This is a genomic window from Psychrobacillus sp. NPDC096389, assembly GCF_044762855.1.
Classification (GTDB): domain Bacteria; phylum Bacillota; class Bacilli; order Bacillales_A; family Planococcaceae; genus Psychrobacillus.
Map to the genome: position 1 here is coordinate 307,323 of NZ_JBIWFB010000004.1, position 17,840 is coordinate 325,162.

The 17,840-nt window shown below is 38.0% G+C and carries 16 protein-coding genes; 12 read left to right on the top strand and 4 right to left on the bottom strand.

Annotation, left to right across the window (positions count from 1 at the left end):
• The first annotated feature begins 9 nt into the window (after window positions 1-9).
• The 3 genes from ACIQ38_RS13090 to ACIQ38_RS13100 are packed head-to-tail and all read left to right on the top strand — an operon-like array spanning window position 10 to window position 3,967.
• Complete coding sequence (locus ACIQ38_RS13090; RefSeq protein ID WP_402823436.1) at window positions 10-1,284, top strand: ABC transporter permease; 1,275 nt, start codon at window positions 10-12, stop codon at window positions 1,282-1,284.
• Window positions 1,281-2,390, top strand: coding sequence for an ABC transporter permease (locus ACIQ38_RS13095; RefSeq protein WP_402823439.1), 1,110 nt, complete (start codon window positions 1,281-1,283; stop codon window positions 2,388-2,390). The genes ACIQ38_RS13090 and ACIQ38_RS13095 overlap by 4 nt, the downstream gene beginning before the upstream one ends.
• Before the next feature lie 14 nt (window positions 2,391-2,404).
• Entirely contained in the window at window positions 2,405-3,967 is a 1,563-nt protein-coding gene (locus tag ACIQ38_RS13100) for an aminotransferase class V-fold PLP-dependent enzyme (RefSeq protein ID WP_402823442.1), read from the top strand.
• 44 nt (window positions 3,968-4,011) lie between these two features.
• Here the strand turns inward: ACIQ38_RS13100 and ACIQ38_RS13105 are convergent, their stop codons facing one another.
• A complete protein-coding gene (locus ACIQ38_RS13105; protein WP_402823445.1) occupies window positions 4,012-5,247 on the bottom strand; it encodes a helix-turn-helix domain-containing protein in 1,236 nt (411 codons plus the stop codon).
• 112 nt (window positions 5,248-5,359) lie between these two features.
• Here ACIQ38_RS13105 and ACIQ38_RS13110 point away from each other — a divergent pair, with 112 nt between their 5' ends.
• Window positions 5,360-6,622, top strand: a complete 1,263-nt coding sequence (locus ACIQ38_RS13110) for an MFS transporter (protein ID WP_402823448.1) — start codon at window positions 5,360-5,362, stop codon at window positions 6,620-6,622.
• Window positions 6,623-6,665: 43 nt separating this feature from the next.
• Here the strand turns inward: ACIQ38_RS13110 and ACIQ38_RS13115 are convergent, their stop codons facing one another.
• The gene (locus ACIQ38_RS13115; protein ID WP_402823451.1) at window positions 6,666-7,829 is read right to left on the bottom strand and encodes an MFS transporter; all 1,164 of its coding nucleotides are present in this window, start codon (window positions 7,827-7,829) and stop codon (window positions 6,666-6,668) included.
• Window positions 7,830-7,964: 135 nt separating this feature from the next.
• On the bottom strand, window positions 7,965-8,378 hold the full coding sequence (locus ACIQ38_RS13120) for a CBS domain-containing protein (protein ID WP_402823454.1): 414 nt from the start codon (window positions 8,376-8,378) through the stop codon (window positions 7,965-7,967).
• Window positions 8,379-8,559: 181 nt separating this feature from the next.
• On the opposite strand from ACIQ38_RS13120, the gene ACIQ38_RS13125 reads away from it, so the two are divergent.
• Complete coding sequence (locus tag ACIQ38_RS13125) at window positions 8,560-8,697, top strand: Lmo0850 family protein (protein ID WP_170206517.1); 138 nt, start codon at window positions 8,560-8,562, stop codon at window positions 8,695-8,697.
• A 51-nt stretch (window positions 8,698-8,748) separates the two neighbouring features.
• Here ACIQ38_RS13125 and ACIQ38_RS13130 read toward each other — a convergent pair whose 3' ends face one another.
• The gene (locus tag ACIQ38_RS13130; RefSeq protein WP_402823458.1) at window positions 8,749-9,933 is read right to left on the bottom strand and encodes an FtsW/RodA/SpoVE family cell cycle protein; all 1,185 of its coding nucleotides are present in this window, start codon (window positions 9,931-9,933) and stop codon (window positions 8,749-8,751) included.
• 153 nt (window positions 9,934-10,086) lie between these two features.
• On the opposite strand from ACIQ38_RS13130, the gene ACIQ38_RS13135 reads away from it, so the two are divergent.
• The 7 genes from ACIQ38_RS13135 (at window position 10,087) to cshA (ending at window position 17,636) form a co-directional block, all read left to right on the top strand.
• The gene (locus ACIQ38_RS13135) at window positions 10,087-10,827 is read left to right on the top strand and encodes a hypothetical protein (protein ID WP_402823461.1); all 741 of its coding nucleotides are present in this window, start codon (window positions 10,087-10,089) and stop codon (window positions 10,825-10,827) included.
• A gap of 1,024 nt (window positions 10,828-11,851) precedes the next feature.
• Entirely contained in the window at window positions 11,852-12,184 is a 333-nt protein-coding gene (locus tag ACIQ38_RS13140; protein WP_402823464.1) for a DMT family transporter, read from the top strand.
• Window positions 12,184-12,498, top strand: a complete 315-nt coding sequence (locus ACIQ38_RS13145; protein ID WP_402823467.1) for a DMT family transporter — start codon at window positions 12,184-12,186, stop codon at window positions 12,496-12,498. Before ACIQ38_RS13140 ends, ACIQ38_RS13145 begins: the two co-directional genes overlap by 1 nt.
• Before the next feature lie 66 nt (window positions 12,499-12,564).
• Window positions 12,565-13,647 (top strand): D-alanine--D-alanine ligase, encoded by a 1,083-nt coding sequence (locus ACIQ38_RS13150; RefSeq protein WP_402823470.1) that lies wholly within the window; start codon window positions 12,565-12,567, stop codon window positions 13,645-13,647.
• Between the two features lie 5 nt (window positions 13,648-13,652).
• Window positions 13,653-15,023, top strand: a complete 1,371-nt coding sequence (locus ACIQ38_RS13155) for a UDP-N-acetylmuramoyl-tripeptide--D-alanyl-D-alanine ligase (protein ID WP_402823473.1) — start codon at window positions 13,653-13,655, stop codon at window positions 15,021-15,023.
• A gap of 23 nt (window positions 15,024-15,046) precedes the next feature.
• Window positions 15,047-15,751 carry an alpha/beta hydrolase gene (locus tag ACIQ38_RS13160; RefSeq protein ID WP_402823476.1) on the top strand — a complete coding sequence of 235 codons (705 nt, stop codon included), beginning with the start codon at window positions 15,047-15,049 and terminating at the stop codon, window positions 15,749-15,751.
• 340 nt (window positions 15,752-16,091) lie between these two features.
• On the top strand, window positions 16,092-17,636 hold the full coding sequence (gene cshA / locus ACIQ38_RS13165; protein WP_402823479.1) for a degradosome RNA helicase CshA: 1,545 nt from the start codon (window positions 16,092-16,094) through the stop codon (window positions 17,634-17,636).
• Window positions 17,637-17,840 lie beyond the last annotated feature (204 nt).

The window sequence follows — 17,840 nt, forward strand, 5'->3', positions numbered from 1 at the left end:
GGATTTGTTATGCTAAGTAGTTTAATAGGAAAACAAATGAAAATGCTCTTGCGCAACAAGCAACCGCTTATCATTTTACTAGTGATGCCAGTCGTACTTATTACCATTCTATCGACAGCACTTGCAAGTGTCATGAATAATGAAGAGGAAATGGCTATACAGGCAAGATTCGTCTTAGTCGATGAATCGAGCTGGGAACAAGATGAAGCAACTATCCACAACTTTTTATCAAATCAAGGGATTAATGGACTTGCACTAGATAGTGTGATCTATGAATTTAAACGCAATGATCCTATTTATATATTAGAAAACGCTATATTAGCCTCTGAAGAAGTAAGTAACTATATTGTTTTGGAGAAGAAACAAACGGTGAATTTAGAAGAAATGCGAAAAGATAAGGAAATAGATGGCATACTAACTATTCCAGCGGACTTTCGTCTGAATTATATACAATCGGCTTATTTTGAAGATAGTAATATACCTGAATTAGAATTATTTTTAAGCCAAGAAAATGAAATACGAGCATCCATTATTCAATCGATCATCGACAGCTGGCAAATGGGTTATACGAAGTCACTTGCTTTGTCAAAAGCAGGGATTGCGCCAGATCAAATTATACAAAACAATCAAGCCGTTGAAAAAATAGAGCAAGTATTGGAAGAGCAAGAGCGGAAAATCCCTGCTTCTATATATTACACAGTTGGAATGCTTGTAATGTTTGCACTATATACTCCAGCGTTTTTATCAGGGTTTGCTTTGCAGGAAGTCCAGTGGAAAGTATATGACCGACTCATTTTAGCGGGTGTACCGGCGACTTTATATGCCTGTTCAATCTTCCTAACTGGAACGGCAGTAGCCTTTGTACAGCAAGCTATTCTGTTATTATTTGGACGATTTGTATTAGGGATAGATTGGATAGGGCTGGAAGCAATGCTTGTCATTGTTTTAAGTTATAGCTTATTTATAGGTGGGCTTTCTGCTTTATTAACAACGATCCAATTGCGAACGAAATCGGAAGGAGCCTCTACCATATTTACTGGTTTCGTCGTTTCCGTCTTTTCTTTTTTAGGGGGCTCATTTTTCAATATAGGAGATGTTTCTAGTTTCCTTGCTAATATTGGGAACTTCACACCAAATGGGGCAACGATGACCGCTATTTTATCGATTCAAAAAGGACAGGATTTCGAAGTAATTTGGACAAATCTACCTGTTTTATATGCTTGGCTTATTCTTTGTGTGTTGCTTGCTATTGTTTTATTTCCGAAAAGAGGGGTGACGTCATGAAGGGAATATGGCTTGCAAGACTTCAAAATTTAAAAAGGAAGCCTTTTGTACTTATTTCGATGACAGCGATGACTGTTATTTTTGCATATGTATTAAGTGGCTCTGTCGGCAGCAGTTTTCCGATATTTGTTGCGACAGATGATACGACTATAAGTGGAGGTGTTTTAGAAGAGCTTCAAAACAAGGACGATTATACGATAACTGTATTAACGGAAGAAGAACTACAAGAAACGATGAAGAAAAAGACGGACGAAATCGGTGTATTGTTAACTGAAAAAACGTATACAGTTTTAGCAAATATAGAATCCGATACGGTTAGAATGCTTTCGCTTGAAATCGAAACGATCTATAATGAACTTGCTTTTGAGCATCAAATTCTCGCAATAGGTGGAGAAAGCAAGTGGGAAGAAGTAGAGAAAAGATTAGTAGAAGCTAAGTCTTTTCAAGTGAATAAATCTTCCATGGATGAATCGCAAGTATTTAGATACGATGGGGCGTTACAAAGTTTATTTGGATTTATGCTCTATTTCGTATTTTATACCATTTCCATCAATGTGCAATTTATATTAGAAGATAAGCGCTCTGGTGTTTGGAATAGATTAAAGCTTGCATCAATTAGTAGATTTCAATTGTATTTCGGTCATCTATCGTTTAGCTATGTAATCGGGCTCATTCAAATGTTGTTAGTCCTGTTAGTATTCCGATTTATCATGGGCACGAATATGTACGATGGATTTTGGAAAGTAGTGTTTATTTGTAGTTTTTATGTATTACTTGTACTGGCATTCTCTTTGTTTGTCATCTCACTTGTGAAGACAGTTAGTCAAAGCGGTGTTATTATTTCATTGCTAGCAGTAGCTTTTGCCATGATTGGGGGAGCGTACTGGCCGTTGGAAATAGTGCAATCAGAAGGGTTACTTGCGATGAAGTGGATATCTCCTATTTATTACGGAATGGAAGCTTTAAAAAGAGTTACCATTTATGGGGAAACTTTAGGTGGGGTTATTACGTATATAAGTATAATGCTACTTTTAGCTACATTATTAATAGCAATTGGTATTACTTTACTAGAAAAAAGAACAGAGCGATACCATTCTAGTGAGTAGATAGGGGTGTTTGGATGTACTGGTGTAAAATTGCGAGAACGGAAAAAGAATTTGAAGCGATTGCTAGATTAAACTATCAAACATTTGTGGAAGAAATTCCCCAGCATGAACCGGATCCAAGTGGTATGCGGGTTGACCCGTTTCATCATGAAAACGTCTATGTGATTGTGCTAAAGGATCAGGAACTGGCAGGGATGGTTGCTTTTCGCGCAATCCGTCCTTTTTCCTTAGATTTAAAGCTTGGACCGGTAGAAGATTTACTTCCAGATGATGCGCTTCAGGGAATGCTATGCGAAGTACGATTGATGGCAGTCGACAAAGCGCATCGAAATGGACGAGTATTTTACTATTTAGCTCGAGCATTATCTGATTATGCCTATGAGAACGGATATGGTGCGGCGGTTATCTCTGGGACGATACGAGAGCAAAAATTATATAATCAGCTAGGCTTTGAACCTTTTGCAGACACGGTAGGGACAGGCGATGCCCTTTTCGTCCCAATGGTGTTAACGAGAGAACGATTTGATCGTTCGGTTGCCGCTCGTTTTAAGCAAAAAAGATATTCGTTTTACCCTGGACCTGTTCAACAATCAAAACAAATTCAACAAGCATTTTTAGAAAGACCAATTTCTCATCGTTCGCATGAATTCAAAGTGATGCTAGAGCGGGTTAAAAATAGTCTTCTGACAATGAGTGGAGCGAGACATGTACATCTTTTAGTTGGAAGTGGCACGCTTGCCAACGAAGCGATGATTGCACAATTACATGTACTAGATGAGAAGGGCTTAATCCTCACAAATGGAGCTTTTGGAGAACGTCTAGAAAAGCAAGCAGGAAGATGGGGACTTTCCTACAAGTCACAAGCGTATGAGTGGGGAACATCATTTGATATAGCAGCTATAGAGAAGGAACTTGCAAGTGGTAAATATAGCTGGTTACTTATGACGCACGGAGAAACCTCGACGGGAATGTTAAATGATTTAGAAGAGATAGCTAGGCTGTGCAAAAAGTACAATGTATTTTTATGTGCAGATTGTGTGAGTTCTTTTGGGGCACTTCCATTTTCAATGGATGGTGTATATTTAGCAACTGGAGTGAGTGGTAAAGCGATTGGTACGATGAGTGGCTTAGCATTTGTCTTTTCCAACTCGGAAATAGTGACGAGCGATAAGATTCCAGCTTATTTAGATATTGGATTGACAGCTAGTCAAATGATTCCATTTACGATGTCATCACAGCTTGTACACAGCTTAGAATATGCCCTAAAAGCATATGAAAAAGGAGCAAGATATACACTTTTACATGATCGAATGAAATTTATAGAGGCAGAGGTAGGAAAACATCAAATTCCATTATTAGCAGATGATCCTTATCCAATGATTTTTACTTGGGAGGAAAAAACGTTTCCCTATTTAGCGGAAGATGCACGTATGTCTGGATTTGATCTTCATTATAAGAGTGATTACTTGGTGGAAAGAGGTTTAATCCAAATTTCCTGCATTCAACCAGATTTTGAAGATGCTTGGACTAAGTTTACAAATTGGTTGGATAATTATTGGACATATCATTCGGAGTAAAAAGAATGTATATCAGCTCGCATAAATAAAGTGTCGTCTCCCAATCAGTTAGAATGGGAAGACGACACTTTTTTATAAGTTTTTTCGATAAACTTCTTATATGGAGTATCTGGCATTTTATTGATATTATCTAAAGCAACTTGTACTGTTTCCATTGCTTGGTCTTTTTGTTCGAGTTCCAAGTAACATAATGCGATATAGGCATCTTTCTCGAAGAAAATCGATAAATCAATTGGATGATGAAGGATTTCCGGAATGGCAACTTCCTTTAACTTTTCAATCGCCTGTTCGTAGTGACCTAAACCAAATAAAGTTTTTCCTTTTTCTAGCAAGAAAAAAGGGGTAAATAGTTTTTTGGTTATATTTTTAATCGATAGTGTATTGTATAAACGATCTGCTTCTTTGTACATTTTTTTATAAGAATTTAAGTAATGTATTTCCGCATAGTAGATGAAAACTTTTGAATCTTCATCATCGGCAAATTCACTATAGGCAAGAAGCTTATTTAAATAATATTCTTTTTTTACCTCATCTTCTGCCATCATTGCTTGAGCAGCCGCTAATCTATATAAATTATCCACTTGTTTAAAAATTTTATGTCTATTGGAATATTGAATGGCTTTTTCCATTACGCGAATAGCATCTTCATATTTGCCGACAGCAAAATATAAAGTAGCTTCTAAATAATCGTAATCTAGACGAGATAGAGGATCTATCCATAATGGATTTGCTTCCAGTTTTGTTCGTTCTTGAAGGAGTATGTCCAGAGACTCTTGATATTGATGTTTCCGATATGGAATTACCGCAAGAGCTGCCCCTATACTTGCCCTCCTCGTAGTTAAGTTTAATTGTTCATACATCACGGCAACTCGTTTTAATAGATGTTCAGAGTCATCAGTATTAGTCAAAGATAAACAGCGACTGTACATTTCCATTAAACGGGCAGCTTCATATCCTTTTGTAAGCTTAGGTACATATGGTTTTACTAATTCAATCAATTGCTCATACTCATCTGTTAAATCCTCATACGACGTGCTAAAAAGGATTTCCGCTTTTTCAAGTATCTCCCTTAGTTCCATGTTACTGACTTCTTCTAAAAGCTCCGTCATGTCCACATTTAATCTTCCAGCTATATAATTTAAGCTTTCCATAGAAGGGTTGGCTTTGTTGTTTTCGATTAAACTGAGCATTCCTTTTGTGAGCTCTGTACCTGCAAGAGTTTCCAATGTCATCTTTTGCTGTTTTCTTAGCTTGCGAATTCGTTCTCCTAATGTTGGCATTTTCTTCACCTCATCTTATTAGTTTAATTATATTAAACTTTTGGTTGAAATGAAAGTAATGCTATGCTATTATTTGTTTAATCAAATTAAACATTTCAAAGGGGAAATGAAAATGGAAGAAGCGTTAAAGCTGAAAAGGGCTACTTATCATTTATGGACGTTTACTATTAGTAAGATGATATCGAGTTTTGGTGCACAAGTGTATGCTTTCGCAATTAGTTTTTACATTTTGCAAATGACGGGATCCGCTTCCAATTTTGCATTGAATTTGATATGTAGTATTTTACCAAGAACCTTAGCTGCACCATTTGCAGGATATGCTGCGGACAGATATTCGAGGAAAATGATTGTCATTGTGGCACAAATCGCAACGACTTTAGCGATAAGTGGCCTCCTGATTGTTAGTTTAACAGCGGGATTGTCACTACTAGCAATTTATACTACGACCGTTATTTTATCGTTAGCTTCTACTTTTTCTAGTGTCACATTTAGTTCATCCATAACTGGTTTAGTGGATGAAGGCAGAATTCAAAAGGCGATGTCGCTGAACCAAATGTCGATTTCATTTGCTGCAATCGGAAGTCCTGCGTTAGGTGGACTATTATATGGAGCAGTTCCTATGCCGGTATTTCTTATTATGTATTTGGTTGCATCCGCCATTGCAGTGATTTTGGAGTCGACGATGAATTTCACTTTATTTGCAAAACGAAAAGAAGTGGTAGAAGGGGAAGAAAAAGAACCAATGCTTCAAAGTATGAAGGAAGGATTGCGTTATTTAAAAAACGAACCGATTTTGAAAGCGATTGTGTGGATTTCCCTTTTTATCAATTTTTTATTTGGAGCTTATATGGTCGGCTATTCTTTTATTTTAATCGAAAAGCTGAAAATGGCTCCTGCACATTTTGGTCTAACAGAAGGGGCTTTTGCCGTAGGGATGTTGCTTATGTCCATTTACTTCTCTACTAGAAATGAAGTGAAATATCCTTTATTACTTTCGAAAAGAAGCATAACGGTGATGGGTATACTCATGGGAGCAGTAGCGATGCCGCTAATCATTAGCATGCCTTATCCTGTCACGTTCGGTTATTATGTTGTTTTGATGTTTTGCTTAGGTTCTGCAATGATTATTACGAACACCCCAATGCAAGTGATGATGCAAAAAATGATTGATGATGATTATAAAGGTCGCGTTTTCTCTATTATCGAAACGATGGCAATGGCGCTAATGCCACTAGGTACTGTCATATACGGATTTTTATATGATTTGTTACCAGCTGAAGGCATTCTTATCGTTTCGAGCTTGTTATTAATAGCGGTCGTATTAATACTTGCAAGACCATCTGTTGTACGTACTGCGCATCCTGAACTGCAATAGAAAAATGCCAAGGAGCGACTCTTCGTCTCCTTGGCATTTAATCTTACTTTACAATTTTTAAAGATTTCATCGAATTACGGAATGCGAAGATCAATCCTATAGACAGAATCGCGAGCACTGCAGATACTACATAAATATTATCGGGTTGAACGGTAAACAACCATGCGAATAATAATGGACCAATGATTCGCCCGAGATTATCCATGGAGTAGGCCATGCCAGCTGCGGTGCCGTAGCGTCCTCCTGATTCTTTCGAAGTAAGCGATACAATGGTTGTTCGTGCAAGTGCATTTCCAGCCGTAAACACACATAGCGAGAAACCTGCCCATATAATACTATTGGTAAATACAGTCATAAACAAACCGATTGCGGTAATAATTTGTGCATATAAAAGCCATTTTGTTTCTGTACCATTTTTAATACGACGGACAACTCCGCCTTGGATAGCTGCATCGACAAATCCACTAAACATAAACAAATATCCGATTTGAAGCGGTGTAATTTCAATTCTTTCAATTTGGAATAATTGGAATGTAGCCTCTAAACCAGCAAGCAAAAACGTTACCATAAATGAAAATAAGAACAAATACTTAATACGATAACCCCAAAGGCTTGCGGCACCTTTCGGAAGAAGTGCCCGTTTGTTTGCTTCCCCCGTACGTGCTGGCTCTTTCAAAATAATAGACGCATACACAAAAATTAAAAGTAATAATAGCGCTGAAGCAGTAAAAGGTAAGGTCAAGTTAACATGTCCAAGCACACCGCCAATTGCAGGCCCAAAAATAAACCCTAAACCAATCGACATTCCGAGAAAGCCCATATACTTATTACGGTTTTCTTCATCTGATAAATCTGCTGCAAATCCAGTCACTGCTGCATACAGGGCGCCAGAAAATAATCCTCCCACTACACGGGACAAGTAAAGCATAAACAGCGAATCGAAAAATAATGAAAACAACCAAAAGCTTAGGCTGAATCCAACTAGTCCAACTAAAATAAGTGTTTTTCGACCGACGCGATCAGATAACATTCCCCATAGCGGTGCAGTGAAAAAGGAAGCAAGTGAGTAAACGGTTAGTAAACCACCCACATGCACTTCATGATAATTTTGCTGTAAAATTACTTCGGGTAACACAGGAATGATAATCCCGAAACCTAAATAGACTAAAAATTGTATGGACATTAATATAAAAAGAGTCTTTTTCATGGGTAAACCTGCTTTCTGCAAATCTTATACCCTCTATATTACACGTTTCCCTATAGTTTGGCACATTAGAAATGAAGTCGCTATTTATGTATTCAAAAAAGCCATCCCCCGAAAATTTAGGGATAGCTCTTATATTTAATAATCTCGTGGTTCGGATATGCTTTCCATAGCGTTAGAAATTTCATGCACATGTGGAAAAGGAAAAGCAAGATCCGCCAGTGACACAAAGCCAACTAGTAATCCATCTTCCATAACGGGGAGTCTGCGCACTTGATTACGAGCCATTACAACGGAGGCATCTGTGGTCGTATCGTTAGGGGAGACGGAAATAACAGATTTCGTCATGACTTCTTCGACTTTACTCCGTACATTTCTTGCAACTGAACGTGTTACGATATCCCGATCAGTAATCATACCGACTAATTTTTTGTTGCTGACAACTGGTAAACAGCCAATATCCAGTGTACGCATTTGATCAGCAACTTCATTTACGTAATCTTGTGGATTACATGTCACAACTTCTCTGCTCATCACATCTTTCACATTCATTTGATATCACTCCTTTTGTTCGCTATTTTCATTACTAGCTTGGTTTACAAAAGTTTAAAATATGTAATATAAAAGTAAGTTTAAAATGCATAAAAAAGTGGTATGATAAAAACAAAATCAAAAGAAGAAACTTTTTTCAAGATAAATCGTAATAATAATTGGAGAGGACGAGGTGGATAGAATGGCAAAGGAAGTTGATTTAAAGAAAATTGTAAGTAATCTTTCGAAGCTGGGTGTTACTGTTACAATGACAAAATCGAGACTTGACATACTTAAAGCGTTAGCACCACCAGCACAAACTCCACACACGCAAAGTTAAAAAGAGTGGCTCGAAAAGTTCGTATAGACATGAACTTTAGAGCCACTCTTTTTATTCATCTTCATTTTTTGCAAACATATATGTTTTGTGATGAAACTTCATACTAAACACTAAGCCAAGGGCAAGCATATTACCCATAAGCGAACTACCACCATAACTTATAAAGGGAAGTGGAATTCCCGTAATCGGTAGTAACTGTATCGTCATGCCAATATTTTCGAACACATGGAATGTGATCATGGCAATAATTCCTGCACATACATACGTGCTGTATGCATCCTTTAGTTGTAGGGTGATCTTCGTTAAGTGAAAAATAAGTAAGAAGAAAATACTGATAACAATACTCGTTCCGATAAATCCATATTCTTCACCGATAACTGCAAATATAAAGTCTGTATGGTTTTCAGGGACATATACTACACGTCCACCATAACCTTTTCCAAAAATTTCACCTGAACCAATTGCGTTTAAAGAAGTGATTAAGTGCATCCCTTCATCGGCTGCATAGGAATATGGGTCCAACCAAGAGTAAATACGAGCAAATTGATAAGCTTGTAAGCCGAACTTGTCTTCTAAAAAATCTTGCATATAAAGAGCCATCCAAAGAAGGGATGCTCCAATTGTTACAGAGCCTACCAACAAAGGAAGAATGATTTTCCAAGTAATACCCGCTACAATAACTAAAGCAGCCGTAATTGCTAAGAACACAAGCGCCGTCCCAAGGTCAGGTTGTTTCAGGATAAAGAACAAGGGTACAAGCAAAGTTATCCCAATTTTTCCAAGTAAGATTAAGTCGGTCTTTATGGTCTTCATGAGATTCAACTCGTGATGTTTAGTAATTAAACGAGCAAGAGCTAAAATATAGAAGGTCTTCATAAACTCTGCTGGCTGTATGTCTCCGATCGGTAAGTGGAACCAACTTTTGGCATTGTTTCTAGGAGCAACAAGATCCAAGCTTCCCGGAAGGATAAAAAGAACAAAAAGTAGAAATACTCCAAAGCCATAAATAATCCAAGACATTTTTTTGTACTGCTCTGGTTCAAAAAACATGACGAGTCCGACAATGACAGCACCTACTCCATACCAAAAAACTTGTTTAGTTACAAAGTTGTATCCTGCATATTGACCAGTTGTTACTGCCGAAGAAATCGCTAGTAAGCTAACGATTAAAAATAATAATATGATAAAAGCAAGCGTCCAATCAAAGCGATCGGCAAAGCCTTTTTTGTTTTCCATAAGAGTCACCTAAATTTCTATCAAATTTCCCATATTCATTATAGCTTAAAATGATGTTTTTGGCTTGTAGGTATAAGTGACGAAGATGGAGATAAAGATGTTTCATTGGAAAAATTATGCTATCATATTACGTAGAATAAAGGGGTGTTTTTAGTGGCGAAAAAAGAGAAAGAAATAGAAGAATATATAACGCATTTATATGTCCATGTAAATGAAATAGAGCATTTTGTGTTGTTTAGCGGTATTTCTGTTCAACAGTTTATACGGCATTTCTCGGATTTGTCCGCTCTTTTATTATTAAAACATCGATACGAAGAAGCGTCTTTTAATATTCATACCCAGTTAGAATTTGTCGTAAACGATGAATTCAATCGCTTTTTAAAGGATTTCACTGAACGATCAACAGCTTTATGTTTTTTAGATTTTACGGATGAACGTAAGTTAAATATGCTATCTCCGCAAGAGCAAGCAGAGCTATTGTATATTGCTCATAAAAAAGAGACATTGCGATTACCATTTTATCACCATCTTCAAAATAGATTCGTCTATTTAACGGATGAGAGTCAAGAGATAACGAAAATTTATTTCCGCGATACAGAAGATTTTAATCATTTAGTCGCTAGTGTGTTCAATCAATACATTAACGAAAAAGCAAAAACTACTGCTTTTTGGCGGAAAAAAAATAATATCATCTTGCCGGAGTTGACGACGGAAAAAGTAGAAACGTATGCCGACTATTATGAAGATGGCGTGCTCATGTCTTTATTTAAAATGGGCAAAACCAATTATGGAATTGAAATTAGAAGTTTGCCCGAGAACATCTTTCCAGATGAAGTACTCGGCGATTTAAAACTTCATCTGGAAAAGTCAGCAGATTTTATAATTGAACTTTAACTTAGGGCGCTTTTGCAATGGTAAGTTGCAAGAGCGTTTATTTTTTGTGAAAAATAACTAAAGAAGATAGTGCGTAACTGTTTAAGGATAATGCGTCTTAGTGAATTGTATAAAGTGTCCGCAGGGATTTTCGCAGCAGGGCGGACGCTTTCCGTAGGGTGAGCGATGAGCCTTCACCGCCGCGCCTACGCGCGTACGTTGTGAAGTCTCATTTTACTCAGGCAGAGGAGCAAAGGCTAGGAACGCCACATCGTGTGGCAACGTCTTCGTGACCAACATCCTGTTGGCCTCTACTGGAGTCGCCGCCCTGCTACGAAAATCCAATGGAAAATACTAACTTATTAGTATCCTAAATTAACAATAAATGGTTGAACCAGCCAATTTCCACAGTGTGCGTGACAATCACAATTCCGAACATTAGAATACACACCTCGAAAGAGAAAACATGGGAGCTGAACACGACAACCCCAGCCTATCCGATACTAGCTTGCCTGTTCAGATGGCTTTATAACGTATTGTTCCAATAATATATAAAAATTATAGTCATCTCACCCTAAGTAAAGAGCTGATTTAAGAATTTAGTTGCTTTCATCGGCTATTTGATTGCTCTCGCGATGATTTGATTGCTTTCAGAATGGAATTGGTTGCTTTCCATGAATGGTTGGTTGCTCTAAGCCATTTACTGGATAAAATAGGCCCATAAAATGTAGTAAGCTTTGTTATTTGCAAGCAAATATTGAATAAGCAAGTAATTTCCATTGATTTTCGCTGCAAGCGTCGACTCCAGCCGGATAAGTGAGCAAAATGAGACATCCCAACGTACGCCTAAGCGGCGGGGATGGCTCATCGCTTACCCGGCGGAAAGCGTACGATTGCAGCGAAAATCTTAGCGGCCACCTAACAGGGCTTTACGACACAGTACCCCTATAATGCAAAACACGGCATATCTAATCATTGTGTTTTTTATTTCTTAATCCTTCATGTGCTAAAATGAGTGGATGTAAAAGAACAGAGGTGTTTATAAGTGGCTTGGTTATTATTAATCATTGCAGGATTGACGGAAGTTATTTGGGCAATTGGCCTTAAAGAAGCAAATGGCTTTACGGAACTCGTACCTTCTATTGTGACAATCGTCTTTTTAATCGTAAGCTTTTTCATATTTGCTAAAGCAATGAAGACGATTCCGATTGGAACGGCATATGCTATTTTTACAGGGATCGGTGCAGCGGGTACTGTAGTTGTCGGGATTCTTTGGTTTCAAGAAACCATTAGCTTCGCTAAACTATTCTTTTTATGTGTATTACTGTTTGGCATCATTGGATTAAAGCTTGTAGATGATGAACAGGAGGATGCATAATGGAGTGGATTGTATTAATAATCGCAGGTGTATTTGAAGTAGCATTCGTGGTCAATATGAAACTTTCGGACGGATTTAAAAATGTGAAATATACGATTTTCACTATTATTTCGGCATGTTTAAGCTTTTTCCTATTATCGCTTGCGTTGAAAGATATAGCAGTAGGTACTGGCTATGCGGTATGGACCGGAATCGGAGCAGCTGGAAGTGTATTAATAGGAATGTACTTTTTTAAAGAAAAGAAAAGCTGGAAAAAACTATTCTTTTTAAGTTGTATTATTTTTGGAGTGGTTGGCTTGAAATTATTCGGATAATGATTCATCTAATGATGCTGTCCGTGATAAACTAGTAATATCCCAAAACGTGGAGGTTATTTACAAATGAAAATAAAATTAGGCTTACTATACGGTGGTAAATCTGCTGAGCATGAAGTGTCGTTACTTACAGCAAGAGCAGTATCCCAAGCGATAAATTTTGATAAATATGAAGTATATCCAATCTATATAACAAAAACAGGTGAATGGATAAAAGGAAGCGCTCTTGTTGGTCCGGCAGAGTCCACAAAGACGCTTCAATTTGGCTCGGAAGCATCTAAACCAAATTCCATCGCAAGTTTTTTACCAGTTGAAGATGATGAAACATCGAAGCTCGATGTTATTTTCCCGCTTCTACATGGACCAAATGGAGAAGATGGCACGGTGCAAGGGTTGTTAGAAGTATTGAATTTACCATACGTTGGAAATGGTGTGCTCGCATCTGCAGCAGGTATGGATAAAGTAGTGATGAAGCAATTATTTGCACAAGCGGGATTATCCCAAGTTCCTTACATGCACTTCATCCGTAAAGAATGGAAAAATAATCAAAAGACTCTGCTTGATCAAATGGAAAAAAGTTTGCAATGGCCTTTATTTGTCAAACCGGCAAATCTTGGATCAAGCGTAGGTATTACAAAAGCAGCCAATAGAGAAGAACTCATGAAAGCAATAGAATTAGCATTCAAATATGATCGGAAAATTATTGTGGAACAAGGTATCAAGGCACGCGAATTAGAAATGAGTGTGTTAGGTAATGATCAGCCAAAATGTTCCATAGCAGGAGAGGTCTTGCCGACGAAAGACTTTTACGATTACGAAGCAAAATATGAAGACGGCACGACGAACTATGCGATTCCAGCGATAGTCTCTGATGAGTTGTTGAAGAAAATGGAAGATGCAGCGGTACGTGCATTTAAAGTACTCGATTGTTCTGGGCTTGTTCGTGCAGACTTTTTTGTGACGGATGAGGAAGAAGTTATTATTAATGAAGTAAATACAATGCCAGGTTTTACCCCGATTAGTATGTATCCGAAGCTTTGGATCGAATCTGGTTTATCTTATTCGGAGCTAATTGAAGAATTAATTACGCTAGCTCTAGAACGTTACGAGGAAAAGCAACAGCTGGAGCATTCGAAGGACGGAGAGTGAGCAAATTGAAAAAAAGTTTGGCCGAAATCGCAAACTGGTTAGGGGGAGATGTATCCCTTGAAAATAATCCGCTTGTAACAGGTGTTTCCATTAATACAAGAACATTGCAACCTGGCGATTTGTTTATCCCTTTCCGAGGGGAAAATGTAAATGGGCACCGTTTTGTGCAAGATGCTTTTGATAAAGGGGCTGTCGCATCACTTTGGTTAAAGGATGAGCCAAATCCTCCAAAGGATGTTCCACTTTTAATTGTAGATAGTGGTGAAAAAGCACTTCAACAAATGGCTGTAGCATACCGAGCGGAATTGGAAGCTACTTTCATAGGTATTACAGGATCGAACGGGAAAACGTCTACAAAGGATTTAGTAGCTGGCATACTTTCCCCGTATTTCCGTGTGAAAAAGACAGAAGGAAATTTTAACAATGAATTAGGATTACCTTTAACAATCCTTTCCCTAGAAGAAGATACGGAATTTGCCGTACTAGAAATGGGAATGAGTTCTTTTGGTGAGATAGAGTTTCTATCGAAGCTTGCAAAACCAATGTATGCAGTTATTACAAATATTGGCGAAGCACATATGCAAGACCTTGGCTCGCGTGAAGGAATTGCCAAAGCGAAGTTTGAAATTATTGCAGGTTTACAGGCGAAAGGGAAACTTTTTTATGATGGTGATGAGCCATTACTTCGTCCATTTATTGAAAATACCCCTTCCTTGCTCTCAAAATCATTTGGTGTAGATGAAGCTAATGATTTACGTATAGCAGAAGTGGCATTCACTGAACAAGGTAGTAAGTTCCGTACCGAAGGCTTGTTAAGTGAAGAAATGTCTATTCCAATACTTGGAGAGCATCAAGTGAAAAATACATTAGCGGCTTTATTGATCGCTAAAGAAGTAGGACTGACTGCGGAACAAATGCGAGATGCATTAAAAGAAATCGTTTTAACTGACATGCGTATGCAAGTAATGGAAGCGAAAAACGGAGCTATTTTCATCAATGATGCTTATAATGCGGCACCAACCTCGATGAAAGCTGCCATTTCTTTTGTAGAGCAGTCGACGATTAAATCAGAAAAATGGCTTGTACTTGGTGATATGTTGGAACTTGGTGAAAACGAAAAGCAGTATCATGAAGAGATGAGCACATATATCTCAGACAAAGTGTTTACAGGTGTTTGTTTATTCGGACCGCGAATGGAATGGCTTTACAAAAAACTAGTAGACCAATTTAGTGTGGAACAGCTAATTTGGGTAGAACATGAATATGCGGAAATTATTTCATTTTTGCATAAAAAAATAAATGAAGCATCGATTGTGTTAGTAAAAGGCTCACGTGGAATGCAGTTAGAACGCATCATTGAACCTTTCCAAAAATAACAGCGAAAAAGGAGTCGGGCAATATGAAAACAGGTGTCCTTTGTATTCACGGTTTTACTGGTGGACCATATGAGGTGCAGCCATTCGTGGATTTTTTACAGGAAAGGACAAATTGGACAATTATTGTCCCGACTCTCCCTGGTCATGGGGAAACGTTGGCACTTAAAAAACTAACTGCAGAAAATTGGTTGATGGCGGCAGAACTGGCGTTAAGAAAACTTCAAAAAGAAGTGGACAAGATTTATATTGTTGGGTTTTCTATGGGTGGTATTATTGCCATGTACTTAGCGATGCGATACCCAATTGCTAAACTTGTTTTGCTAAGTGCTGCAGCCAAATATATTTATCCTGCACAGCTCTTACAAGATATTAAAGAAATGGCGAAAGAAGCAGTGGAAGGAAAACTAGAAGAAAATATATTGTACAAGCGATACAGTTCCAAATGGAAAGAAACGCCCATTCGTGCGACGCTCGAATTTATCCGATTAGTACGTATAGTTGAACCCTACTATAGCCAAATTAAAATACCAGTCTGTTTAGTCCAAGGTAAAAAAGATGGTATTGTCCCTTACACTACCGCTGAGTTCTTGTTTGATCAAATTGGCTCGGCAGAAAAAGAACTTATCTTTTCTGAAACGGGTAAACACCATATTTGTTATTGTGATGACTGTGAAGATTGGTTTCAACGTGCATTAACATTTTTAAACGACAAAGGAGCGGATGATTAAACTAATAATTACAACAGTTGCTATTTCGTTGCAACTAATAATAAGGCATGATATACTACGTTTAGAGCAATGGATACATTTTGTGTGAAGACTCTTCAGAATTTGATGAAGAGTACTTTTTTTTGAACATAACGGTTTGTTGAAGTAGTATGATTAAATCACTCATTAACGAACCGCTCGGCAAAAGACCGGGCTTTCCCTTTATATAAGACCCCTCTGAACTGTAAACCACAGAGAATTTTAAGTAACGGAAACGTTCCTCGTATAGGCTCGAATTTGCCGCAATTTCATCTGAAAATGTAACCATTTGTCAAAACACAAGAAAAAGGAGATTAAAATTTTGACAAATTTTTCAGAATTAAATATTAGTGCTTCTACTCTAAAATCCGTTCAACGTATGGGATTTGAAGAAGCAACACCAATCCAAGAAGGTACTATTACACATGCTATGGGTGGACGCGATGTTATCGGTCAAGCACAGACTGGTACAGGTAAAACTGCTGCATTTGGTATCCCAATGATTGAAAAAATTGATACTAAAAATCCTAATATTCAAGCGTTAATCATCGCTCCAACACGTGAACTTGCAATCCAAGTTTCAGAAGAGCTTTATAAATTAGGGTACGATAAAAAAGTTCGTCTATTATCTGTTTATGGTGGTCAAGAAATTGGTCGTCAAATTCGCGCACTTAAAAATAAACCACAAGTAATCGTTGGTACGCCTGGTCGTATTTTAGACCATATTAACCGTCGTACATTGAAACTTGATCAAGTAGAAACACTTATTTTAGACGAAGCAGATGAAATGCTTAACATGGGATTCATCGAAGACATCAATACAATTTTAGAAAGCGTTCCTGCTGAACGTCAAACGCTATTGTTCTCAGCAACAATGCCAGGACCTATTCGTAAAATTGCAGAGAGATTCATGAAAGATCCAGTGGAAGTAAAGATCAAGTCTAAAGAAATGACTGTTGAAAACATTGAGCAATTCTTTGTAAAAGCGCATGAGCGTGAAAAGTTTGATGTATTATCAAGAATCTTGAATGTACACCAACCAGAGCTTGCAATTGTTTTCGGTCGTACTAAACGTCGTGTAGATGAATTAGCGCATGCATTAAGCATCCGTGGTTACCTTGCAGAAGGAATTCATGGTGATTTAAGCCAAGCGAAACGTATGTCTGTTTTAAAACAATTTAAATCGAATAAAATCGATATCCTAGTTGCAACAGACGTGGCAGCACGTGGACTAGATATTTCTGGTGTAACACATGTTTACAACTTTGATATCCCACAAGATCCTGAAAGCTATGTTCACCGTATCGGTCGTACAGGTCGAGCAGGGAAAAATGGTGTCGCTGTAACTTTCGTAACACCAAGAGAAATGGGTTACTTACGTATTGTTGAAGATACAACGAAAAAACGTATGACTCCACTTCGTCCACCAAGTTCTGACGAAGCGCTAATCGGTCAACAACGTGTGGCGATTGAGACGTTATCAGAAATTGTGAATAAAAATGATTTAGGCGACTACCGTACTTTAGCTGCGGAAATGCTTGAAAAATTTGAAGCAGTAGATGTAATTGCTGCAGCTTTAAAATCAATGACAAAAGAGCCAGATGATACTCCAATCGCTCTTTCTGAAGAGCGTCCACTACCTGCTCGCAGAGAACGTAGTGGTGGTGGCGGATCTCGTTCAGGCGGCGGTGGTTACAAAGGTAACCGTAGCGGCGGACGTAGTTCATCAGGACGCTCTGGAAGCGACCGTGGATTTGCACGCTCAGGTGGCGGTTCACGTCCTAGCAGCTCTCGTCGTAGCAGTGGTCCACGTGACGGCTCTACTCAACGTAGCACTAGAACTCGTTCTCCACGTAACGAAAACTAAAATAAATATTATAAAGGATGAATCTTGCATTTCGATGCAGGTTCGTCCTTTTTCTTTTGTATTATAGAGATAATGCATCGCAAGGAAGCTCAATTAGTTTCAGCTTATATGCATAATTTCATCTATTTGCAGTGGTTGGAAGGGAGATTGCCTAACTCTTCAATGATTGTCCAATTTTGCGAAGGGATTGTCCAACTATCAGGC